Annotated in this window: 33 protein-coding genes; all 33 read left to right on the plus strand. The window is 32.9% G+C overall.

The window, feature by feature from the left end; translation table 11 throughout:
* Nucleotides 1-57: 57 nt before the first annotated feature.
* The 33 genes from rplP to B5X62_RS09580 all read left to right on the plus strand — a co-directional run bounded on the left by rplP (nt 58) and on the right by B5X62_RS09580 (nt 22693).
* The gene (gene rplP, locus B5X62_RS09415) at nt 58-483 is read left to right on the plus strand and encodes a 50S ribosomal protein L16 (protein ID WP_079667183.1); all 426 of its coding nucleotides are present in this window, start codon (nt 58-60) and stop codon (nt 481-483) included.
* 13 nt (nt 484-496) lie between these two features.
* Entirely contained in the window at nt 497-685 is a 189-nt protein-coding gene (gene rpmC / locus B5X62_RS09420; RefSeq protein WP_079667184.1) for a 50S ribosomal protein L29, read from the plus strand.
* A gap of 12 nt (nt 686-697) precedes the next feature.
* Nucleotides 698-952 carry a 30S ribosomal protein S17 gene (gene rpsQ / locus B5X62_RS09425; RefSeq protein WP_079667185.1) on the plus strand — a complete coding sequence of 85 codons (255 nt, stop codon included), beginning with the start codon at nt 698-700 and terminating at the stop codon, nt 950-952.
* Nucleotides 952-1320 (plus strand): 50S ribosomal protein L14, encoded by a 369-nt coding sequence (rplN, locus tag B5X62_RS09430; RefSeq protein ID WP_079667186.1) that lies wholly within the window; start codon nt 952-954, stop codon nt 1318-1320. Before rpsQ ends, rplN begins: the two co-directional genes overlap by 1 nt.
* Nucleotides 1321-1340: 20 nt before the next feature.
* Nucleotides 1341-1670, plus strand: coding sequence for a 50S ribosomal protein L24 (rplX, locus tag B5X62_RS09435; protein ID WP_079667187.1), 330 nt, complete (start codon nt 1341-1343; stop codon nt 1668-1670).
* Between the two features lie 10 nt (nt 1671-1680).
* Nucleotides 1681-2232 carry a 50S ribosomal protein L5 gene (gene rplE, locus B5X62_RS09440; RefSeq protein ID WP_079667188.1) on the plus strand — a complete coding sequence of 184 codons (552 nt, stop codon included), beginning with the start codon at nt 1681-1683 and terminating at the stop codon, nt 2230-2232.
* Nucleotides 2233-2235: 3 nt separating this feature from the next.
* A complete protein-coding gene (gene rpsN / locus B5X62_RS09445) occupies nt 2236-2505 on the plus strand; it encodes a 30S ribosomal protein S14 (protein ID WP_027383308.1) in 270 nt (89 codons plus the stop codon).
* A gap of 159 nt (nt 2506-2664) precedes the next feature.
* Entirely contained in the window at nt 2665-3063 is a 399-nt protein-coding gene (gene rpsH, locus B5X62_RS09450; protein ID WP_079667189.1) for a 30S ribosomal protein S8, read from the plus strand.
* A gap of 18 nt (nt 3064-3081) precedes the next feature.
* Nucleotides 3082-3627, plus strand: a complete 546-nt coding sequence (gene rplF / locus B5X62_RS09455) for a 50S ribosomal protein L6 (protein WP_079667190.1) — start codon at nt 3082-3084, stop codon at nt 3625-3627.
* An 11-nt stretch (nt 3628-3638) separates the two neighbouring features.
* Nucleotides 3639-3992 carry a 50S ribosomal protein L18 gene (gene rplR / locus B5X62_RS09460; RefSeq protein WP_079667191.1) on the plus strand — a complete coding sequence of 118 codons (354 nt, stop codon included), beginning with the start codon at nt 3639-3641 and terminating at the stop codon, nt 3990-3992.
* Nucleotides 3993-4012: 20 nt separating this feature from the next.
* On the plus strand, nt 4013-4528 hold the full coding sequence (rpsE, locus tag B5X62_RS09465; protein ID WP_079667192.1) for a 30S ribosomal protein S5: 516 nt from the start codon (nt 4013-4015) through the stop codon (nt 4526-4528).
* Nucleotides 4529-4538: 10 nt separating this feature from the next.
* The gene (gene rpmD / locus B5X62_RS09470; protein WP_079667193.1) at nt 4539-4721 is read left to right on the plus strand and encodes a 50S ribosomal protein L30; all 183 of its coding nucleotides are present in this window, start codon (nt 4539-4541) and stop codon (nt 4719-4721) included.
* Nucleotides 4722-4791: 70 nt separating this feature from the next.
* Entirely contained in the window at nt 4792-5241 is a 450-nt protein-coding gene (gene rplO, locus B5X62_RS09475; RefSeq protein WP_079667194.1) for a 50S ribosomal protein L15, read from the plus strand.
* Between the two features lie 11 nt (nt 5242-5252).
* The gene (secY, locus tag B5X62_RS09480) at nt 5253-6635 is read left to right on the plus strand and encodes a preprotein translocase subunit SecY (protein WP_079667195.1); all 1383 of its coding nucleotides are present in this window, start codon (nt 5253-5255) and stop codon (nt 6633-6635) included.
* A gap of 6 nt (nt 6636-6641) precedes the next feature.
* Entirely contained in the window at nt 6642-6857 is a 216-nt protein-coding gene (gene infA / locus B5X62_RS09485) for a translation initiation factor IF-1 (RefSeq protein ID WP_079667196.1), read from the plus strand.
* Nucleotides 6858-6901: 44 nt separating this feature from the next.
* The gene (rpmJ, locus tag B5X62_RS09490; protein ID WP_007839480.1) at nt 6902-7018 is read left to right on the plus strand and encodes a 50S ribosomal protein L36; all 117 of its coding nucleotides are present in this window, start codon (nt 6902-6904) and stop codon (nt 7016-7018) included.
* 16 nt (nt 7019-7034) lie between these two features.
* The gene (rpsM, locus tag B5X62_RS09495; RefSeq protein WP_079667197.1) at nt 7035-7412 is read left to right on the plus strand and encodes a 30S ribosomal protein S13; all 378 of its coding nucleotides are present in this window, start codon (nt 7035-7037) and stop codon (nt 7410-7412) included.
* A gap of 15 nt (nt 7413-7427) precedes the next feature.
* Nucleotides 7428-7817: a 30S ribosomal protein S11 gene (rpsK, locus tag B5X62_RS09500; RefSeq protein ID WP_009087288.1), complete on the plus strand. Its 390-nt coding sequence runs from the start codon at nt 7428-7430 to the stop codon at nt 7815-7817.
* 19 nt (nt 7818-7836) lie between these two features.
* Nucleotides 7837-8445 (plus strand): 30S ribosomal protein S4, encoded by a 609-nt coding sequence (gene rpsD, locus B5X62_RS09505; protein WP_079667198.1) that lies wholly within the window; start codon nt 7837-7839, stop codon nt 8443-8445.
* A 31-nt stretch (nt 8446-8476) separates the two neighbouring features.
* On the plus strand, nt 8477-9472 hold the full coding sequence (locus B5X62_RS09510) for a DNA-directed RNA polymerase subunit alpha (RefSeq protein ID WP_079667199.1): 996 nt from the start codon (nt 8477-8479) through the stop codon (nt 9470-9472).
* An 8-nt stretch (nt 9473-9480) separates the two neighbouring features.
* Entirely contained in the window at nt 9481-9987 is a 507-nt protein-coding gene (gene rplQ / locus B5X62_RS09515) for a 50S ribosomal protein L17 (protein WP_079667200.1), read from the plus strand.
* A gap of 96 nt (nt 9988-10083) precedes the next feature.
* A complete protein-coding gene (locus tag B5X62_RS09520) occupies nt 10084-11454 on the plus strand; it encodes a DUF4403 family protein (RefSeq protein ID WP_079667201.1) in 1371 nt (456 codons plus the stop codon).
* Nucleotides 11455-11513: 59 nt separating this feature from the next.
* On the plus strand, nt 11514-12170 hold the full coding sequence (locus tag B5X62_RS09525) for a hypothetical protein (RefSeq protein WP_079667202.1): 657 nt from the start codon (nt 11514-11516) through the stop codon (nt 12168-12170).
* A 244-nt stretch (nt 12171-12414) separates the two neighbouring features.
* Nucleotides 12415-13737 (plus strand): phage integrase SAM-like domain-containing protein, encoded by a 1323-nt coding sequence (locus B5X62_RS09530; protein WP_079667203.1) that lies wholly within the window; start codon nt 12415-12417, stop codon nt 13735-13737.
* Nucleotides 13738-13768: 31 nt separating this feature from the next.
* Nucleotides 13769-14026 (plus strand): type II toxin-antitoxin system HicA family toxin, encoded by a 258-nt coding sequence (locus tag B5X62_RS09535; RefSeq protein ID WP_079667204.1) that lies wholly within the window; start codon nt 13769-13771, stop codon nt 14024-14026.
* Nucleotides 14027-14028: 2 nt separating this feature from the next.
* Entirely contained in the window at nt 14029-14412 is a 384-nt protein-coding gene (locus B5X62_RS09540) for a type II toxin-antitoxin system HicB family antitoxin (protein ID WP_079667205.1), read from the plus strand.
* A gap of 327 nt (nt 14413-14739) precedes the next feature.
* The gene (locus tag B5X62_RS09545) at nt 14740-15039 is read left to right on the plus strand and encodes a helix-turn-helix domain-containing protein (RefSeq protein ID WP_079667206.1); all 300 of its coding nucleotides are present in this window, start codon (nt 14740-14742) and stop codon (nt 15037-15039) included.
* Nucleotides 15040-15140: 101 nt separating this feature from the next.
* Nucleotides 15141-16481, plus strand: coding sequence for a hypothetical protein (locus B5X62_RS09550; protein WP_079667207.1), 1341 nt, complete (start codon nt 15141-15143; stop codon nt 16479-16481).
* 1086 nt (nt 16482-17567) lie between these two features.
* Nucleotides 17568-18809: a tyrosine-type recombinase/integrase gene (locus B5X62_RS09560; RefSeq protein WP_079667209.1), complete on the plus strand. Its 1242-nt coding sequence runs from the start codon at nt 17568-17570 to the stop codon at nt 18807-18809.
* A gap of 15 nt (nt 18810-18824) precedes the next feature.
* The gene (locus B5X62_RS09565; protein WP_079667210.1) at nt 18825-19559 is read left to right on the plus strand and encodes a hypothetical protein; all 735 of its coding nucleotides are present in this window, start codon (nt 18825-18827) and stop codon (nt 19557-19559) included.
* Nucleotides 19560-19646: 87 nt separating this feature from the next.
* Nucleotides 19647-20897 carry a hypothetical protein gene (locus tag B5X62_RS09570; protein ID WP_079667211.1) on the plus strand — a complete coding sequence of 417 codons (1251 nt, stop codon included), beginning with the start codon at nt 19647-19649 and terminating at the stop codon, nt 20895-20897.
* Between the two features lie 208 nt (nt 20898-21105).
* Entirely contained in the window at nt 21106-21384 is a 279-nt protein-coding gene (locus B5X62_RS09575; RefSeq protein ID WP_002976362.1) for a helix-turn-helix domain-containing protein, read from the plus strand.
* Nucleotides 21385-21454: 70 nt separating this feature from the next.
* Entirely contained in the window at nt 21455-22693 is a 1239-nt protein-coding gene (locus tag B5X62_RS09580) for a primase-helicase family protein (RefSeq protein ID WP_079667212.1), read from the plus strand.
* Nucleotides 22694-22750: the final 57 nt, after the last annotated feature.

Genomic DNA, 22750 nt, shown 5'->3' on the forward strand with positions numbered 1-22750 from the left:
ATTACCGTTACTTTTTTAAAATCCAACATCTAAAATCCAAAATCTAAAATTTAAATTATGTTACAACCAAGAAGAACGAAATTCCGTAAGATTCATAAAATGAAGATGAAGGGGATTGCTCAAAGAGGTAATCAACTTGCATACGGAACATTTGGTATCAAGGCAACAGAAGGAGCATGGGTAACAGCTAGACAAATCGAAGCTGCCCGTATCGCTGCAACTAGATATATGAAAAGAGAAGGTCAATTATGGATCAAAATATTCCCAGACAAGCCTATTACTAAAAAACCTGCAGAGGTTCGTATGGGTAAAGGTAAAGGTGCTGTAGAATATTGGGTAGCTGTAGTTAAACCTGGTAAAATTATGTTCGAAGTAGGTGGAGTACCTTACGACGTAGCAAAAGAAGCTTTGAGACTTGCTGCTCAAAAGTTACCAATCGTTACTAAGTTCGTAGTTGCTAACGATTTTGTTAAACCTCTTTAATATCTGAATAACAATGAATAAAGCTGACATCAAAAACTTAAGCGTTGAGGATTTGAAAAATCAACTGACTGAAGCTAAAGCTAACCTTAACAAATTAACTTTGGCTCACAAAATCAGCCCGATTGAAAATCCAATTCAGATTAGAGATTTAAGAAAAACAATCGCTAGATTAAACACTGAGTTAACTAACAAACAATCATAATTCCTTTTTACAATGGAAAGAAATTTAAGAAAAGAAAGAATCGGAGTAGTTTCCAGCAATAAAATGGAAAAAACCATTGTTGTTAGTGAAACTATGAGAATGAAGCACCCGATGTACGGTAAGTTCGTTTTGAAAACGAAAAAATATACTGCACATGACGAAAATAACGAGTGCAACGAAGGGGACACTGTTCTAATTACAGAAACAAGACCTTTGAGTAAGAGCAAAAGATGGAGATTAGTAAGAATCATAGAAAGAGCTAAGTAATGTTACAAACAGAATCAAGATTAAAAGTAGCTGATAATACTGGTGCTAAAGAAGTATTGGTTATCAGAGTTCTGGGAGGTACCAGAAGAAGATATGCTTCAGTTGGTGATAAAATCGTAGTGACTATCAAAGATTCTACGCCATCAGGAAATGCAAAAAAAGGACAAGTTTCTAAAGCTGTAGTAGTAAGAACTAAAAAAGCAGTACGTAGAAAAGATGGATCTTACATCAAATTCGACGACAATGCTTGTGTATTACTTAACGCAGGTGGAGAGATGAGAGGAACGCGTGTTTTCGGACCAGTTGCTCGTGAGTTGAGAGATAAAGAATATATGAAAGTCATTTCATTAGCTCCTGAAGTACTTTAATTTTTAAAATTTACAAAAAAATGACAAAGTTAAAAATCAAAAGAGGAGATAACGTAATCATCACTACCGGAAGAAAAGAAATCAAAGGTAAAACTGGTGAGGTTATTGAAGTGATCAAGAAAGAAGGTAAAGACGCCAGAGTTATTGTAGCAGGTCTTAACATCGTGAAAAAACACGTTAAGCCATCTGCACAAAACCCTCAAGGTGGGATTGTAGAGAAAGAAGCATCTATCCACATTTCTAACGTTATGTTAGTTGATCCTAAAACAGGAAAAGCTACTAAAGTTGGTTACAAAGTAGATGGTGATAAGAAAGTAAGATTTGCAAAACAATCTGGTGAAACTTTATAATTAGATTACAATGGAATATATCGTAAGACCAAAACAAGCATATAAAGACAAAATTGTTCCTGCAATGATGGAAGAATTCGGGTACAAGTCAGTAATGCAAGTACCTAAGTTACTTAAAATCGTTGTTAGCCAAGGTTTGGGTGCAGCGACGCAAGACAAGAAAATTGTTGACTATGCTGTAGAAGAATTAACAAATATCACTGGACAAAAAGCTGTTGGTACTTTATCTAAAAAAGATGAAGCTGCTTTCAAACTTAGAAAAGGTATGCCAGTTGGTGCAATGGTAACTCTTAGAGCTAACCAAATGTATGAGTTCTTAGACAGATTAACATCTTCAGCTTTACCACGTATCAGAGATTTCTCTGGTATCAAAGCTGACGGATTCGATGGTAGAGGTAACTATAACTTAGGTATTACTGAGCAAATTATCTTCCCAGAAATCGTTATCGACAAAGTAAAGAAAATCCAAGGGATGGACATTACTTTCGTTACTTCTGCTAAGACAGATAAAGAAGCTAAAGCATTATTAACTCACTTCGGTTTACCGTTCAAAAAGAACTAAGACATGGCTAAAGAATCAATGAAAGCGCGTGAGCGCAAAAGAGAAGCTACTGTAGCGAAATATGCTGAGAAAAGAAAAGCTCTTAAAGAAGCTGGAGATTACGAAGCACTACAGAAGTTACCAAAAAATGCTTCTCCAGTTAGACTTCACAACCGTTGCAAGTTAACTGGACGTCCAAGAGGTTACATGAGAACTTTCGGGATTTCTAGAGTAACTTTCAGAGAAATGGCTAACAATGGCCTTATCCCTGGAGTTAAGAAAGCAAGTTGGTAATCAACTAAAAATTAATCTAGACAGCCAAGTTGGTTTTTCGAGATATAAGATAGACGATGTCAGATGACAGACTTCTATAGTCTGGAATCTGATATCCGAAATCTGAAATCCAAACTCAAAACTAGCTGTTATTAACCAATCAATAAATTAAAAAAAGAAATGGTAACAGATCCAATTTCAGATTTCCTAACTAGAGTAAGGAACGCACAAAGCGCAGGCCACAAAGTGGTGGAAATTCCTGCATCGAAAATCAAAAAAGAGATTACGAAAATTCTTTTTGACCAAGGTTACATCCTTAACTACAAGTTTGAGGATAACTCAGTTCAAGGAGCTATCAAAATCGCTTTAAAGTATGACAAACAAACTAGCAAGCCAGCTATCAAGTCTATCCAAAGAGCTTCTAGACCAGGTCTACGTCAGTACAAAGGTACTGCAGAACTTCCAAGAGTTCTTAACGGACTAGGTATTGCAATCATCTCAACTTCTAAAGGGTTGATGACTGACAAAAAAGCAAGAGAAGAAAAAGTAGGAGGCGAAGTAATTTGCTACGTTTATTAATTTTTAATATAGGAAATAATGTCAAGAATTGGTAAAGCAATTATAGAAATTCCTGCTGGTGTTACAGTTACTAACAACAATGGTATCGTAACAGTTAAAGGTCCAAAAGGAGAACTTACTCAAGAGTTAACCGATGGAATTTCAATTGAAGAAAAAGATGGCGTAATCACAGTATCTCGTCCATCAGATTCTAAACAACATAAAGCACTTCACGGTCTATACAGAGCACTTATCAACAACATGATTGTTGGTGCTGGTACAGGATTTACAAAGCAATTAGAGCTTGTGGGTGTTGGTTATAGAGCTTCTCACTCTGGTCAAAAACTAGAATTAGCTCTAGGTTTCTCACACGGTATCGTGGTAGAACTTCCAAAAGAAGTTGCTGTAGAAACTTTGACTGAAAAAGGTAAGAACCCTATTATTACTCTATCTTCTCACGATAAACAACTTCTTGGGATGGTGGCTGCAAAGATCAGATCTTTCAGAAAACCTGAGCCTTACAAAGGAAAAGGTGTGAAATTCGTAGGTGAAATCATCAGAAGAAAAGCCGGTAAATCTGCATAAAATTTAAGAAAATGGCATTAACAAAAGTTGAAAAGAGAAACAGAATCAAAAGAAGAGTTAGAGGTAAGATTTCAGGATCTGCTGAAAAACCAAGATTGTCTGTTTACAAAAGTAATAAAGAAATCTACGCTCAAATCGTAGATGATAAAGAGGGTAAAACTTTAGTATTCGCTTCTTCTCGTGAGAAAGGTGTTGACGCTAAAGGTACTAAGACTGAAGCTGCTGTTGCAGTTGGTAAAAAAATCGCTGAAAAAGCTATCGCTGCTGGTATCGAGAACATCGTATTCGACAGAAACGGTTTCGTATTCCATGGTAGAGTTAAAGCTTTGGCTGATGGTGCTAGAGAAGCTGGTCTTAAATTCTAATCTTTTAAATTCAGAAAAATATGTTAGACAATATAGAAAGAGTTAAACCTGGAGGATTAGAACTAAAAGATCGTCTGGTTGCTGTTAATAGAGTAACTAAAGTAACTAAAGGTGGTAGAGCATTCGGATTTTCTGCTATCGTAGTTGTTGGTAATGAAGATGGTGTTATTGGTTACGGATTAGGTAAATCTAAGGAAGTAGCTTCTGCAATTTCTAAAGCTGTAGAAGATGCTAAGAAAAACTTAGTAAAAGTACCTGTAATGAACAAAACTATCCCTCACCAGACTACAGCTAGATATGGTGGTGCTGATATCTTCTTGAGACCTGCATCTCACGGTACAGGACTTATCGCTGGTGGTGCGGTACGTGCAGTACTAGAATCTGCTGGTGTACAAGACGTATTATCTAAGTCTAAAGGATCTTCTAACCCACACAACGTGGTTAAAGCAACTTTCAAAGCTTTATTAGACATCAGAAGACCTGAAGAAATCGCTAGAATGCGTGGTGTTTCCCTAAGTAAAGTGTTTAACGGTTAATATATAAGCAATGGCAAAGATTAAAGTAAAACAAGTAAGAAGCGCTATTGGTAGAACAAAAACCCAAAAAAGAACGCTTGAAGCTTTAGGATTGAAAAAACTTCACCAAGTAGTTGAGCACGAAGCAACACCTGCTATTTTAGGTATGGTTGCTACAGTAGGTCACTTACTAGAAGTTCAAGAAGAGAAATAATACAATGTATACATAGTGTAATGGTCTTTATCTAGGCCATTACATTATAATTTTAAAAATCATAATCGTAATGAATTTAAATAACATACAACCAGCATCAGGATCTACGCACAACTCTAAGAGAATTGGTAGAGGACAAGGAAGTGGTAAAGGTGGTACATCTACCAAAGGTCACAAAGGTCAAAAAGCAAGAGCTGGTTATTCTGAGAAGATCGGATTCGAAGGTGGACAGATGCCACTTCAAAGAAGATTGCCAAAATTTGGTTTTAAAAACGTTAACAGAAAAGAATACAGAGCTATCAACCTAGATAGTATCCAAAATCTTGTCGATACAAAAGGTATCTCTGGAGAGATTACTAAAGATGTATTGGTTGCTAACGGTTTAGCTTCTAAAAATGACTTAATCAAAATTTTAGGTAGAGGAGACCTTAAAGCTAATGTTTCTATCTCTGCTAACAAGTTTACTAAGTCTGCAGAAGAAGCTATTACTAAAGCTGGAGGTAAAGCAATCACTCTTTAATAAAAGATCAAATGAAAGAATTTATACAAACACTAAAAAACATTTGGAGCCTAAAGGAGCTTAGAGATAAAATTATTTTAACTCTATCTTTAGTCCTTGTGTATAGATTCGCTTCTTATATTTCACTTCCTGCTATTAACATGGCAGAGGTGGGCAACCTTCTACAACATTACCAAAATCAAGGCGGGAACCAACAAGGGGCCGGCCTTTTGGGTTTACTTTCATCATTCACTGGTGGTGCTTTCTCGAGAGCATCAATTATGGCATTAGGAATTATGCCTTACATCTCTGCTTCGATTATCGTACAGTTGATGGGTATGGCGATTCCTTATTTGCAAAAATTACAGAAAGATGGTGAGAGTGGTAGAAATACACTAAACCAAATCACAAGATGGTTAACGATTGCAGTATGTTTGGTACAAGCACCTTCATACTTAACATCGGTAACACAATTCTTTTTACCTTACGGACAATTCCAATCAGCTTATTATATAGATCCTAACTCTATTATGTTCTGGTTACCAAGTATTGTTATCCTAGTTGCAGGATCAGTTTTTGCAATGTGGTTAGGTGAGAAGATTACAGACAAAGGTATTGGAAACGGTATTTCTATCCTTATTATGGTTGGTATCCTTGCGGATCTTCCAACTGCATTTATCCAAGAGTTTTCAACTCAGACAGGTAAAGGTGGATTTGGAACAATCATGATTTTAGTAGAAGTATTGTTCTGGTTGTTAGTAGTTCTTTTAGCTATTATTTTATCAGTAGCTGTTAGAAAAATTCCTATTCAGTATGTAAGTCGTGCTCAGGCAAGAGGCGGTGTTAACAGAAACCTTATGCAAGGTGCTAGACAATGGATCCCATTGAAGGTAAATGCAGCAGGTGTTATGCCGATCATCTTTGCACAAGCTTTGATGTTCGTACCAGGATTATTAACAAAAGTGGATGAGTCTAATACGTTTTTGGCAGGATTCAAAAATGTTTTTAGTTGGCAATACAATGTATTGTTTGCATTATTAATTATTATTTTCTCATTTTTCTATACTGCAATCACAATTCCAGTTAACCAAATGGCGGATGACCTTAAGCGTAATGGCGGTTTGATACCAAAAGTAAGACCTGGGAAAGAGACTGCAGATTACCTAGATGACATTTTGTCAAAAATTACCTTGCCAGGTGCGATTTTTTTATCTATCTTTGCAGTCCTTCCGGCTATAGTGCACGGAGCGTTTGTTCAGACAGATAGATTTGCCCTGTTCTTCGGTGGTACATCACTATTAATTATGGTTGGTGTTATCCTAGATACAGTTCAGCAGATCAATACGTATTTGTTAAATCATCATTATGATGGTCTAATGCAGTCAAAATTGTCTAGAACAACAAACGTAGAATAATTGTAAATGGCAAAACAAAAGCATATAGAACAAGACGGCGTTATTACGGAAGCACTTTCGAATGCGCAGTTCCGAGTAGAACTAGAAAATGGGCATATCCTTATTGCCCATATTTCTGGTAAGATGAGAATGCATTACATCAAACTGCTTCCTGGTGATAAGGTGAGATTGGAGATGTCTCCGTATGACCTTACTAAAGGAAGGATCACTTTTAGATACTAATTATCTAAATGTAATAATAGAAATATAAAAGAAAAATCTCTCAAATGAAAGTTAGAGCATCTATTAAAAAAAGAAGTGCTGATTGCAAGATTGTACGCAGAAAAGGTGTACTGTTCGTAATCAACAAGAAGAACCCTAAATTTAAACAAAGACAAGGTTAACAACCACTATTAAATTATGGCGAGAATTGCAGGTATTGATTTACCAAAGAACAAAAGAGGCGTTATCGGTCTTACTTACATCTATGGTGTAGGAAGAAGCACAGCTTCAGAAATTTTGAAGAGCGCTGGTATCAGCGAAGACAAGAAAGTCAACGAATGGAATGACGATGAATTGGCATTAATCAGAGGTTATATCTCAGACAACATCAAAGTTGAAGGAGAATTAAGATCTGAAACGCAATTGAACATCAAGCGATTGATGGATATTGGTTGCCAACGAGGAATACGTCACAGACTGGGATTACCTTTAAGAGGCCAAAGAACTAAAAATAATTCTAGAACCCGTAAAGGAAAGAGAAAAACTGTTGCTAACAAAAAGAAAGCAAGTAAATAATCTGTAGAATTTATTATGGCAAAACAAACTAAAGTTGTTAAGAAAAGAAAAGTAAAAGTTGAGGCTATTGGTGAAGCGCATATTCAAGCTTCTTTCAATAACATCATCATTTCTTTAACAAATAAAAACGGAGAAGTAATCTCTTGGGCATCTGCCGGTAAAATGGGATTCAGAGGTTCTAAAAAGAATACTCCTTTTGCTGCACAAATGGCAGCAGAAAACTGTTCTCAAGTAGCTTACGAAGCTGGTCTTAGAAGAGTTAAGGTGTTTGTAAAAGGTCCAGGTGCGGGTAGAGAGTCTGCTATCAGAACTATCCACAACTCAGGAATCGAAGTTAGCGAAATCGTTGATATTACACCGATGCCGCATAACGGATGTAGACCACCTAAAAGAAGAAGAGTTTAATTTTTAGAATTTATCCCTAATGGCAAGATATATTGGACCTAAAACTAAAATTGCTAGAAAATTTGGTCAAGCAATTTACGGAGACGATAAAAACTTTGAAAAAAGAAAAAACCAACCGCCTGGACAACACGGACCTAACAAAAGAAGAGGTGCTAAGAAGTCTGAATACGCTATTCAGTTAGCTGAAAAGCAAAAAGCTAAATATACTTACGGTATTTTAGAAAGACAATTTGCCAACCTTTTCGAAAAGGCTGATAGAAGCAAAGGAGTAACTGGTGAAGTTCTTTTACAATTATGTGAGTCTAGACTAGACAACGTTGTGTACAGACTAGGTTATGCAAAAACTAGATCTGCTGCAAGACAATTAGTTTCTCACAGACACATCACTGTTAATGGTGAGTTGGTTAACATACCTTCTTATTTATTAAAAGCTGGTGATGTAGTTGCAGTAAGAGAAAAATCAAAATCACTAGAAGTTATCGCTAACTCTTTAGCATCTAAAGTTAACTACGAGTGGTTACAATTCAATGACGAGAAGAAAGAAGGTACTTTCGTTTCTGCTCCTGAGAGAATCCAAATTCCGGAAGACATCAAGGAACAGTTAATCGTCGAATTATACTCTAAATAATAATTTTTTCAAATTTTTGCTCAACCATACTATGGCAATTTTAACATTTATAAAACCAGATAAAGTAATCCTACTTAATTCTACAGATTTCAAAGGTCAATTCGAATTTAGACCTCTTGAACCAGGATTTGGATTAACAATCGGTAATGCATTGAGAAGAGTTTTGCTTTCTTCTCTGGAAGGATATGCTATTTCATCTATCAAAATAGAGGGCGTAGAGCACGAATTTTCGACTATACCAGGTGTGATCGAAGATGTTACTGAAATCATACTTAATCTTAAGCAACTTCGTCTTAAGGCTACAACAGAAAACCCATCTAGCGAGCAAGTTAATGTAAAAATTTCTGGTCAAGAAGTTATTACGGCTGGTGACTTAGGTAAAGGTATCAACAACTTCGAGGTTCTTAACCAAGATCTTGTTATCTGTAACCTTACTAAAGACGTTAACTTTGAGATTACTTTCAATATTGAAAAAGGTAGAGGTTACGTTCCTTCAGAACAAAACAAGTCTAACAATGCACCAATTGGTACTATTGCAATAGATTCTATCTTTACACCAATTAAAAAAGTACAGTATAGCATCGAAAATTATCGTGTAGAGCAAAAAACAGACTACGAAAAACTAATCTTGGATATTGAGACTGATGGTTCTATCACACCTCAAAATGCATTAACAGAAGCTTCTAAGATATTAATTTATCACTTTATGTTATTCTCTGATGAGAGAATTACTCTAGAAACTGAAGCTGTTAAAGCATCTATCCAATATGACGAAGAAACACTTCACACAAGACAACTTCTTAAGTCAAAATTAGCAGATATGGATCTTTCTGTAAGAGCCCTTAACTGTCTAAAAGCGGCTGAAGTAGAAACGCTTGGAGAACTTGTTGCCTTCAGTAAGTCTGATTTGATGAAATTCAGAAATTTTGGTAAAAAATCTTTAACAGAACTTGAAGAATTGGTTCACGCAAAAGGACTAAATTTCGGGTTTGATGTTGCAAAATATAAGTTAGACGCTGATAAATAATCCTTACAATGAGACACGGAAAGAAAATCAATCACTTAGGTAGAACGGCGCCGCACAGAAAAGCAATGCTGTCTAACATGGCTTGTTCCCTAATTGAACATAAAAGAATCAACACTACAGTTGCTAAAGCTAAAGCTTTAAGAACTTACGTTGAACCTCTTCTTACTAAAGCTAAAGAAGATACAACTCACAACAGAAGAACTGTATTCTCTTACCTTAAAAGTAAAGAAGCTGTTACAGAATTATTCAGAACTGTAGCACCAAAAATCGCTGAAAGAAATGGCGGTTATACAAGAATCATCAAAACTGGTTTCAGACTTGGTGATAGTGCAGATACTGCTATGATCGAACTTGTTGACTTCAACGAGCTTTACAACCCTAAAGCTGACGAGAAGAAAACAACTAGAAGAAGTAGAAAACCTGCTACTAAAAAAGAAGAAACAGCTCCTGTTGCTGAAGCGAAAGTTGAAGAAACTCCTGCTGCTGATTCTAAAGAAGAAAAAACTGAAGAATAATCTTCGTTTGATCATAATAAGAACGCCTTGCTTTTGTAAGGCGTTTTTTATTTTTATAGTAACTAGAATTCTATTATTTTTGTTTAAAATAGTTGAATGAAAATTTTCCTTAGTTGGTTATGTAGTTTATGTTTTGTTTTGGGATGGAGCCAAACGACAACTAACCCCAAACTCGATCTTCCACAGATCCCTTCCAATATTAGTATTCCGATACAACTTCCAATCTCCGAAATTGAAAATCTGGTTAATAAATCTGTTACAGGAACCGTCTACGAAGACAAATCTTTTACGGATAATAATAACGACCAATTCAAAGTTAAGGTCAATAAGCTTTCTGATATCAAGTTAAAAGCTTTAACCAATAACCGATTGATGATTTCGGTACCATTACAAATTTGGGCTGAAAAAGGTTACGGGACGATGGGCGTTTACTTATATAAAGACACCAATTTTAACTTAGTGATGAATTTTGTTTCATCAATTTCTACTAATCCAGATTGGAGTTTGACGACGTCGACGCAAAGTGCAGGTTTTGTTTGGAAAGAAAAACCAGTTCTCGATTACGGCAAAGTCAAAATTCCTGTTGCTAGCTTTATTGAATCAACACTTAAAGAACAACAATCAAAATTCACTTCTTTAATAGATACACAGATTAAAAATTCTTTCAAGTTACAACCTTACTTAGTTCTTGCTTGGAATCAGTTTGCAAAGCCAGTTAATATTTCTCAAGAATATAATACTTGGTTAAAAATTACGCCACAAAAAACGTTTTTAAAACCTATTGAAGTCTACGCGGATAAGATTAAGACAAATGTTGGCCTTAGCCTTCTTTCGGAGACTTTTGTTGGGGAAGTGCCATCAGCATCAGCTTTGGTTAAACAAGTTCCTAATTATATTTCGAAACCTGATATTTCTGACGATTTTGTTTTACAAACAACGACTAATATTAGTTTTAATGAAGCAAGTATTTTAGCAGAGAAGCAGTTTTTACATAAGGAAATCGAATTAGGCAGTCCTTCTCGAAAAGTTAAAGTAGAAGCCATTTCTGTATATCCAGAAAAAGAGAATATTGTTTTAGAAATTACAACATCGGGCTATGTTAATGGAACATCTTTTATTAAAGGCCAAGCTGCTTATGATGAAGTTGGACAAAAGATTGTTTTAACCAATACCGATTTTAATTTAAAAACGAAAAATATTTTTCAAAAAGCTGTGACAGTTTTGTTCGAAGGTAAGATTAGAAAAATGGTGGAGCAAGAATATGGCATCCCTATGAAAGATATGGTAACGGCGTCTAAACAAAGCTTGACAGAGAATTTTAATAAAGAGTATTTTCCAGGATTAAAATTATCAGGTCAGGTTGTCGATTTTAAACCGAGTAAATTTATTTTAACACCGTCTTATATTACTGTGGTTATTGATACTAAAGCAAAATTACAATTGTTAATTTCGGGACTTAATTTTTAGGTTTAATATTTGATTTATTTTGTACATTTAACAGTGATGAACCACCAAAATACACAGTTATGATATTTTTAAATAGAAATGTTTTTTTTCTAGCTTTAGTTTTTTGTTCAATTTTACAAACTAAAGCTCAAAAAAGCGTGCAGCTGGTTGGACAAGCAAATTCTGGTATTAAAGAAGCTCCAGAAGCTGAGAGCATTAAAGGTTCTCAATTTTTGGATGATAAGTTTGTAAATGGTAAAATAGGTAACCTTAACAAAGCTTTTCGTTATAATATATTTAAGGATCAAGTTGAATATTTGGAAAATGGGCAAGCTTTGGTATTGATACCTAGTGTTGAAAATTCTCCTATTGTTTTTCGAGATAATAGCATTTTGGTTCAGAAAACTTTTCCTTGGAAGGGAGGTACTGCTACAGGTTATGTATTTCAACTTTATGAAAAAGATAATGTTGGTGTGTATATGAAGAAGAGTAAAAAGTTTATGCCAGCTGTTAAAGCTGTATCTACCTTAGAAAGAGATATGGCAGCATCTTATAGCGATGGGAGCGATACCTACTTTATCCAAATTAATAATGATGATCTAAAAGAAATTTCTTTGACCAAGAAGAAATTTGTTGAGCTTTTTCCTGATAAAAAAGATGAGATTAACGCTGTTAAGTCATCAAATAAGTTGGACTTACAAAGCTTAAAACAAGTTGTTGATGTCGTTGCAAAATAATAAAAGTTCCGAATAATTTCGGAACTTTTTTTGTGGAGTTGGAGGGACTATAACTATTTAATCTGTTTAAATTAAACATATTTTTTCATGTGTACTCAATTTATTCAACTTGTTGTTAATCAATGTATTGTGTAGGTTTGTTTTTCTTGTATTAAAAATGAAATAATATGAGTTTAAAATAAATTTGCAAACGGCTGACTAACGGCTGACTAAATTGTATATTAGCGGTATTAAAATTTATTAAATGGCGACAGTTAAGTTTATAGTACAGTCAGAAAGTGATAATGCACCAATTTACGTTAGATTGTCGCTTTCGAAGTCAGAATCTTTCAAAAGAAAAACAAGGGAAATTGTTAACCCTAAACAGTGGAATTCTAAAAAAGGAACTCCTATCAATATCCAAGTTGGTACAAAAGATATAATAAATCAAAAAGACGACTTGGTTAATGTACTTGCAAAAATTGAACGTTTCATTATCGAAGAATATAGAAAGCGTAGCGAAACGGATATTATTAATGGATTGTGGCTTGAGGAAACAATTATTGCTTTTTATTCGGGTGGTAAGAGGTTAGCTCAATTAGATTTTTTAGATAACTATTTGGAGTATTATCTTAAAGATGTGTTGCCGTTCCGTAAAAATAGAGGTAAGGCGATAACAGAATCAACCATTAAAAAACAAAAGACCATTATTTCTAAAATTCAAGAATTTTTGAAACTTCAAAACAAGAGGTTAAAAGTTTCTGATTATGATGTTAAGTTGTCTAATAAGTTTGAACAGTTTTTGGAAAAACAAGGGATTTCAAAAAATACTATTGGGCGTTATGTTAAATATCCGAAAACGATTATTAGCCATGCCAAAACTTTAGACATTGAAGTTAACGAACATCTTTCTGAAATTAAAGGCTATACTACGGACACACCAACAATCTATATTACCGAATCCGAGTTACAACAAATTGCAGATATTACATTTTTAAATATTGGACACACCAATACAAAGGATTGGTTGATAATAGGATTCTACACAGGACAAAGAGCATCTGATTTATTGCAAATGAATAAAAGGCAATTAATAGAAATTGAAGGGGATTTATTTATTAATCTTAGTCAAAAGAAAACTGCAACACCTGTATTAATCCCAGTACATCATAAAGTAAAGGAAATTTTAAAAATAAGGAACGGGAATTTTCCTCCTACATATTCTGATAATATTGAGAGTGCAAAGACAATCTTTAATACCAATCTTAGGAGTATTGCTAAACAAGCAAACATTAACCGATTAGAATGGGGTAAGAAATGGAATGACGAAACCAAACGTTTTGATTATGGTAATTATCCATTACATGAAATTATTAGTTCCCACGTTTGTAGACGTTCTTTTGCGACACATAATTATGCTAAAATGCCGACGCCCATAATAATGGCAGTAACAGGACATAAAACAGAAAAAGAGTTTTTGAATTATATCGGGAAAAGTACCAACGACCTTTCAAAACAGATGTTTGATTATTGGAGAAAAGAGAAAGGAACAGAACAAATACAACAATCCATAAAAACGGTAAATTAATTAAATTGTAACTAAAAATAGTTATATTTGTATGACAAAGATTGATAAACTTATAGAGAGGTTTTTATCTATACCCAAAGATTTTACCTATACAGAGTTAACGAAAATATTAAACTATTTCGGGTACATAGAAACAACAAAGGGTAAGACTTCGGGAAGTAGGGTAATGTTTATGCATGATAAAGCGGATATGCCAATTAGGTTACATAAACCACATCCGAAACCAATCTTAAAAGAGTATGTTATTAAACAAGTGATTGACGAACTTAGGAAAGAAAATTTTATTTAATTATGGGAGTGTTGAAGTATAAACATTATATCGGGAGTGTAGAATATTCCGAAACAGATAAGATACTATTCGGAAAGGTGCAAGGCATTAGAGGGTTAATATCTTATGAGGGGCAGAATGTTGATGAGCTAGAGCAGGATTTTAAAAATGGGATTGATGATTATTTGGAGGAGTGCAAAATGAAAGGAATAGAACCGCAAAAATCTTATACAGGAGCATTTAATGTGCGTATTCCTTCCGATATGCATGGTAAAGCTGTATTAAAGGCAAATGAATTAGGAATTAATTTGAACGCTTTTGTAAAAACTGCAATTGAAGAAAAGTTACAAAATCTGGAGTTGAAACGCACGTCCCGACCTAAACGGAATACAAAAGAGAAAATCTAAAGAGGTATTGAACACTATTTATGACCAATTAAACTAGAACGTTTATACAAAAACGCCATTTTGTATAAATGACAACAGCAACGTTTATAAGAAAACAAATATCTTATAAACGAAAGTAAATTTCAAATAATCTGATAACAAAGACTGCCAGTATCGCAGTCTTTTTTTTATTCATTTTAATTTTTCGTACTTTTGGAATACACCATAGAAGAAACTTTATCGCATCTTAATTGATTTAAGGTTTCTATAAAATTTTACCACCATTTTTTTATTTGAATAATTGATTTGTATTGCAGGAACAATATAAACTCAACTAAAAAATATAAAATGGACAAAACAATCCAGATTGCTGGCTTGGCATTTTCTGATTTTTTTGAAATAATATCAGATAAAATCCAAAAAACGGTTTCAGCGGAAATCGAGAGAAATTTAATTGGAGTAACTCCTCAACGCTATCTATCAGCGGAGCAATTGTGTACAGAATTTTCAATCACAAAACCTACCATCCATCAATGGCGCAAGCAAGGTATAATCACGGCTAAGAAGCTGGGAGGGCGTATCTATTATTCTTGGCAGGAGGTTGAAGCAGCAATGATAAATCTTGATGAATATGGAGAACGTAAATAAGCTTGTTGCCTTAAATAGGGCGTTGCAATATTGCTCTCCTATCTCTGAGAATCTTAAAATTAAGCTTTATCAAAAAATTCTAAAAAACCAAAATTAGAAAAATGATAGATTTTTTTGAAATTCACACGGACAACACGGATATAATAAGAAATTCTTACTTAATAGCCAATGACAACGGAACATTAATTCCATCAAAAAAAGGTCATGAATCCATTTCTTTTGAATTAGGAATCGACATTATTATCTCTTTTATAAGAAGCACGGAAGCTAATAAATTCCGCAGAATGTACGTTTCTTTCAGCGTTCACAAACAAGCAAATAACGGTCTACACAATGCGGATTTTTTAAGTTTTTCAAGGGCAAAAATAACTATAAAAAAAATCTTAGCTTATTTGGAAATCACAGAATTTCACTTCCATTATTTCAATGTTGATAAAATAGAATTAGGATTTAATTATGATATAAATGACGAGCCAAAATATCTTTTAGATGCAATGCTTATGGTTGGGTCAAAGTTTTTTTCGTACCAGAACCAAGAGAAAAATCCATATTTCAAAAATACAAAATCGGAAAAAGGAACAAATAATATAATTTTTAAACATTATTCCAAAGGTCGGCAAATTGATAAAATAAAAAGACTGCCAAATTACGAATTAGGCTACTGTCAAGAAAATCTTATGCGGTGGGAAATCTCGATAGAAAGACTCGCAAAAGTCCCTAGACTAAAAATAAGAGAATTATCAGACTTATTTAGAGATGGTGCAGAAAAGTTAATAAAAGAATTTATGGCTTTGGAATTTGCTAGGGTGTTTGTTTTTGACCACCAAAGTGTTGCCACAAAACAAATCACGAAAAACTCAAAAAACGAACAATATCTCAAAAAATTTAAAACAAAAAATTATTGGTATAAAACAAAGACATTAGACCGAGATAAGAAAAAATACGACAATTTGCCAAAGCGAAAAAACATTAAAAATCTTATAGAAATACAGCTAAAAAAAGAACTTGAAAAGACTGCAATTTCCACCGCATTTTTGAAGCAAAAATCAGACAAAACAGAAAACGTCAAAACCACTACAAACAAAGGCGTTAGAAGAGATTCCGATAGTGAAAACTGTATTGTTTGCCAATCATTGTACTTGGCAAATAACACAAAATCGAAAAAGTGCAAGGTTACAGGTGTTGATATATCTTGCCAAAAAGAAAATAGTCAATTCCTTAACTTGGTCGGATTAAGATTTCTAAAAAAGTATGATTCTAGCAATTACAAGAAACTAGAAAAACAATTTTTAAACCTTAGTAAAGAGTATGTCAACAATGAAGAAAAACTTTACTACTTGGCACACAATATTCGAAATAAACATTTCAACACTATACACAACCGCAGAAGCTATGAACAACGCAATTATCATCCTAACCAACTGCAATTTTCATTTCCTTAATGGATTCAAGAATAATATTTAATCTCGCTTATCGTGACAATTATACTATCAAAGAAGTTCTAACCATTCTAGGCATATCTAGGATAATTGATAAAGAATATAATTTAACACCTAGTTATGTAGATACAGACCTCTCCATGGTATGGGATAATATTAGAGATAAAAAACTACTGTTGGAACTATCAAAGATAAAGACTAGAAAACGCAGAAGATAAAATAATAATCACATTTACTACTAGGAACATTTTCTAAGACGGTTCAGAAAAGTCTCCACCGTAAACGGAAAAGTCTCCACCGTAGAAAGGTGCGCAAATTATTACAATAGTCCTCACAAGGGACTATTTTTGTTTACAGCATTACCAATGCAATACACCTACAATAGTTACAGAGCTACTATAAATAAAGGCGAGTGTCAATACCATAATGGATGCACAACAGCACGCCATGTACATTGAAAATCGAGTTTGGAATTTCAGATTTGTTATGCAGAGATTCAAGGGGCGGTATGTTATTTCTCGAGTATACAGCCAATTTTATTATGACGTACGTTATGGCATACTTAACCTATGGCTATGTAACTAATAACTTTCAATACAAAAAAAGGGTGGTCTTATTATTATATCGGGTAGTTTTTTAAATGAACCTTTATTATTATACATCATTATTAACAAATACAACTAAACGATATAAATGCAACACCACTTCTTTATATGGTACATAATCTAGATACTTCTATAAAAAGCAAAATACTTAGATTGCTTGTTAGGGGATGTACGTCAAATGAGTGTTGAACTATTAATGTTGAGCTAAGAGCGTTACATTATTTAGCTAATTAACTTTAGGTGTAAATTATATAAAAAATGAACTCGCTGACTAACGGCTGACTAGAAATAAAACAACCATCTTGATAATCAGATGGTTGTCTATTTAATTGTGGAGTTGGAGGTTTTCGAACCTATTATATTTTAACATAACTCAAAATATGTAACTTGTCTATTTATCAGTATTTTAACTATATTTGTATAAACTAATATACTTAGTTTTTATGTCTAAATATAGAAGAAGTAGCACCTAAACTGGCACCTGATGAATTATACTTTCAAGCTTAAGCAACCCAATGGTACAAAGGAAACACTGATTTATTTCCGTTCATTTTTCAACAACGAAAATAAGAATTTTATCTATTCTACTGGTGAGAAAATAAAACCAAGCGAATGGGATTTTGAAGGCAGACAACCAAATGACCTAAACGGAAGGACTAAGAAGGCAGAAATTCATCGAAGCGTCAAGATGCAGTTAGATCGATACAGTAGTTTCTTTACAGAGATTGTCAATCGATATAAGAACATTAATGAAGAACTTACAGTCGATATTCTTAAACAAAGATTCGATGAAAAGTTCAAAAAAATTACTGTTAAAAGTGATTTCTTTAGAATTTACCAGGAGTTTTTAGATGAGAAGGAAAATGACTATACTGGGAATTCGATTTCAAACTCAACGCTAAAGCGCTACAAATGCAATAAGAATCTACTCGAAGATTTTGAAAGCAATTATAAAGTTAAGATCACTTTGGGAAAATTTGATGATAAACTTTATAATAAATTTCTAAAGTATTGTATTGAAGAAAAAAAGCATTCTGCAAATACATTACACAGAAATGTTGGTCTGCTCAAAACTTTTCTCCTGTGGGCTCTTAATAAAAAATACACTTACAATAACAATTTTATTACTTTCAAAAAACCTGCGAAATTCACAACGGATGAAATAGCTTTAAATTACGAACAGGTTGAGCTCATCTACAATTATGACTTTAGTGAAAATAAAAGGTTGGAAAAAGTACGTGACCTTTTCGTTTTTGGTTGTACTACAGGAATGAGGTTTGGCAATTATAGTACGATTTCAAGAAGTGATGTTGATGGTAATTTCATACGGGTCATTGATTTAAAAAGTAAATCTAAAAACTTGGCAATTCCTTTAAACAGTATTTCTAAATCAATTCTGGAAAAGTATGATTATAATCTGCCAAGTATTACAAATCAAAAGATGAATGAATATATTAAGGAAGTTTTTAAAAAGTTGGAATTTACTGATGAGATAAAGAAGACTATGAAATATGGTGATGAACTGGTAGATCAAAAAGCGGAATTTTGGACAAGAATTTCCTCACATACTGCAAGAAGAAGTTTCATCACTATAATGAAGAACAAAAGAGTTCCTGATAAAGTAATTATGAGTTACACTGGTCATACTAGTCTGGAAGTCTTTAATGCGTATTACAGACCAAGCGAAGATGATAAGATCAACTATATGAATGAGGTTTTTAAATAATCACTAACTTTAATTATGGATCAAAAAAAACTTTACGGACAATGGAATATTTGGGAAGAATTTGTTGGTTATCCTATGATGATTTATTATTGGTTAAAAGGAGAAAGGATTGAGAAGCTGTTACAAAAGAGAATTGAAAAAGCTCAACAAAATTCCTCTAAAATTATTCTAAACGAAAAATTAAGAAATGAGTTTTTGATTAAATATGAAAAGTTGGAGAACTTTTTTAGTTTCCATTTCAAAGATATTAATGCATCAAGAAATCACAATTTTGAAGAAAAGATTAAATATTGTTTGGATCAATATAAAAAAGAATCTACAAGTCTTATAAGTTCAAGTAATCTGATGAAATTGCAGGGCAATTTTTTAAATGGTGCCGAAACTACACTATTTTTATATTTTGTTTTAGATAGCAAAACAAACAGAGAAATTCGCTTATCAGATATTATGATTGGTGAAAATAGTTCTAAAATTTTCATTGCATTTTTAAAAGAAAAAAAATTCATTGATGAAAATCACAATTTGCTTGTGGATCAGAAATCTTCATTTATAAGAATTCACCGTTTTCTAAAAGACAATCACATTATCAACCCAGATTTTCAAGATACCACAATAATTGAGGCTATGGAAAATGAATATAATACGAATTTTGATAAAGGAACATTTTCTAGAGCAATCACAGTTAAACCCAATGACTTTGAAGAAAATATCTACCAAGAATTATCTAAGTTGCTTAATATAAAGTATTGAATTTTATATGGTTGGTAGAACTGAGTCAATTTTCACTACCAATAATTGCGTATATTTGGACGTTAGCAGAAATATTATACCAACATAATGTATAGAAATTCGTCAAGTAGAATATTTGGAGGAAAGGGTTCAATTGTAGAATATTTTAAATCTCAAACAAATAGTTTAGAAACTGAAATTAACGCCACTAGTGAATCTTACATTCTGAATGTAAGTGAAGAACAATTTACAGACTATTTATTAGAAAAGTACCAAATTGAAAAACCTATTATTCAATTTGAAGATGTTTATGCTGATAATTTTGAAAAAAACATTCCTGCGGAATATTTCCCAATGTCATTCCACATAAGAGATAGAGATTCTTATCCAAGACAAGTTATTCAATTCTTTGTACCGATTGCAGGAAACTCTGAATTATTAAAATATGTACCTGGAATTAACAGAATAACCATAGGTGGAGGAAGTTCTGATTTTGAAGTTGAATTCGATAAATTAAAACTTGAAATAATTGATTTTTACAATGATGCAAAAATCATTAAATCAAAATATGATGAAAATGTTGTTATTACACAACGCAAATTAAGTGAATTACATCAGAATATTGATGAATTTAATAATTCTCTCAAAAGCTGGATTATTGGAGAAATAAAAAAAATAAAAAATAAGTTTTTATCACAAAATGAATTTATGAATTCTTTAGGTGTTCCAATGAAAAAAAGTAAAAATACACCTGAAACATTTTCTGTCCCAAGACCCACATTACGAACAAAAATAAAAGTGAGTAAGCCTGAAGCAAGTACCCAACCTTTTAAACCAGAACCTACTATAGATTTAGATATTTATAATCAAATTTTAAAACTCATCAATGATGTAGGAAAAAATTTTGAAAGAATGCCAAGTGTTTATAAAGGCAAAGGTGAAGAGGATTTAAGAGATCATATACTTATGACTTTAGATCCAAACTTTGAATTTGGTTCTGCTTCTGGTGAAACATTTAATAAAACAGGAAAAACTGATATTCAACTTAGATATGACAGTTCTGTAATATTTATTGCAGAATGTAAATTTTGGACAGGTGAAAAAGGTTATCTTGATACAATAACACAATTAATCAATTACTTAACTTGGAGAGATACAAAAGGTTCAGTAATTATCTTTGTTAAACAAAAAGATTTTACAACTATTTTGTCAAAAGTAGAGACAACTACTTCTAAACATCCTAATTATATAGGATTTGTGTCAAAAAGTGATGAAAATTGGTTTAATTATAGATTTCATATAAATGGTGATAAAAATAGAGAGATTAGATTAGCTATTCAACTTTATCATACTCAATAAATAACACATCGGCTAACATCGGCTTATATTAATTCTAAAAAATTGGAACAATCTTTTTGATCTTTAAATTACTGATGAACGAAATGTTTACTCCAATAATTTACATAAGCAACTATATATCAATTATTAAACTTTATGCAATTGAGTAGAATTGCATTATTAGTTATTCTAATCATACAATTTTGTCTGCAAATAAATTTCATAGATTATGCAGACAACAAATCCATTCCAAACCATTCTCGACGAATTAGGGGAAGTGAAAGACTTACTTTATTCCCTTAAAAAAGAACCTGAAATTGAGTTGAAAAAGAAACTATACTCTATCAAAGAGTGTTCAGAAATTCTTAAACTTGATTATCAAACCGTACGCTCACACATTTTAAAAGGTAACATCAAAGCGGAACAAATCGGAAGATTCTACAGGGTCAATCATTTTGATCTGATGGATGCTTTAAACGAAGTCAAATCGCTTAAGTATAGGAGATAGATAAAGATTTTATTTATCAATCATTCTTATTCAACCGTCCGTATTTCTTACGGAATCAAACCTTTAAAATATGAGCGAAAAAATCCCATACCTAAGAGTAGGCACAACCTATTATAAAAGTATCGAAAAACCATTGATCTCCGGTGACAAGATCTCAATTTTGGTACGTTGGAACCGTGAAACGATAATTAGCGACCACGGAAAAATTTACGTTTCAAAAGTTTCAAAGTATGATGGTTTCTGCTGTATTCCTTCTCATCTTAACTATAAACAAATCATTGACGGATTCTACAATATGTACAATGAGATTCCTTATCAACCAGTCAATGAAAATATAAGCTCTGAAGATTTAGAAAATAAAGTTCCATTCTCACTTAAATTTATGGAGCATATTTTCGGCGAGCAATTAGAGTTAGGTTTAGATTACATAAAGATATTACTTGAATATCCAACACAGATTCTTCCAATTCTCTGTTTGGTAAGTAAAGAAAGATCTACCGGAAAGTCTACTTTTATCAAATGGCTGAAATCCATCTTTGGATTAAATATGACCTACATCAAAGGAGACTCATTCAGCAGTCAGTTCAATTCAGATTGGACTTCAATGCTGATTGTTGCAATTGATGAGGTATTCTTTGATAAAAAAGAAATCACTGAACGCTTAAAATATCTTTCTACTACTGACAAAGACAAAAAGGAGGCAAAGGGAAAAGACCGTGAAGAAGTCGAATTCTTTGGCAAATTTATTCTCTGCTCTAATAACGAAGATAACTTTATTCAGATCGATGAAAATGAGATCCGATTCTGGATCATCAAAGTAAATTCGATTAAAAGCGAAAACACCGAATTTCTTAAAAATCTCAACAAAGAGATTCCTTATTTTCTTCGATATTTAATTCAAAGATCTTACCACAGTCATAAGCAGACAAGAATGTGGTTCACGGATTCAGAGATCAGAACAAAAGCTCTTCAGAAATTGGTTTGGAAAAATAATAACAAACTTGAATCGAAAATCATCGAGCTTTTATATGAGTTTTTCGAAAGTACCGACGACAGCAAGATCCATTGTATTCCTCAGGATATTTTTAATATGCTTGTTAAGATGTTCAGCAAACAATATTGGACAGTAAACGATGTCCGGAAAATCTTGAAAGAAAACTGGAAACTCGAACCTCAAAGTAATTCTTTGGCCTACATCAAATACGATCTCGATTATGGTTTAAGTTTTTTCCAACAGAACAAGACAGGGCGGTATTTTTCAATAGAAAGGAATTTTATTCTTCAAAAATTTGATGAAATGATGAATTAATTGATAATGAAAATAAAATCAATTAGTTACATCTCATCAAAAGCCTCATCAAACTTT

Origin of the sequence: Soonwooa buanensis, assembly GCF_900167905.1 — a bacterium.
GTDB lineage: Bacteria > Bacteroidota > Bacteroidia > Flavobacteriales > Weeksellaceae > Soonwooa > Soonwooa buanensis.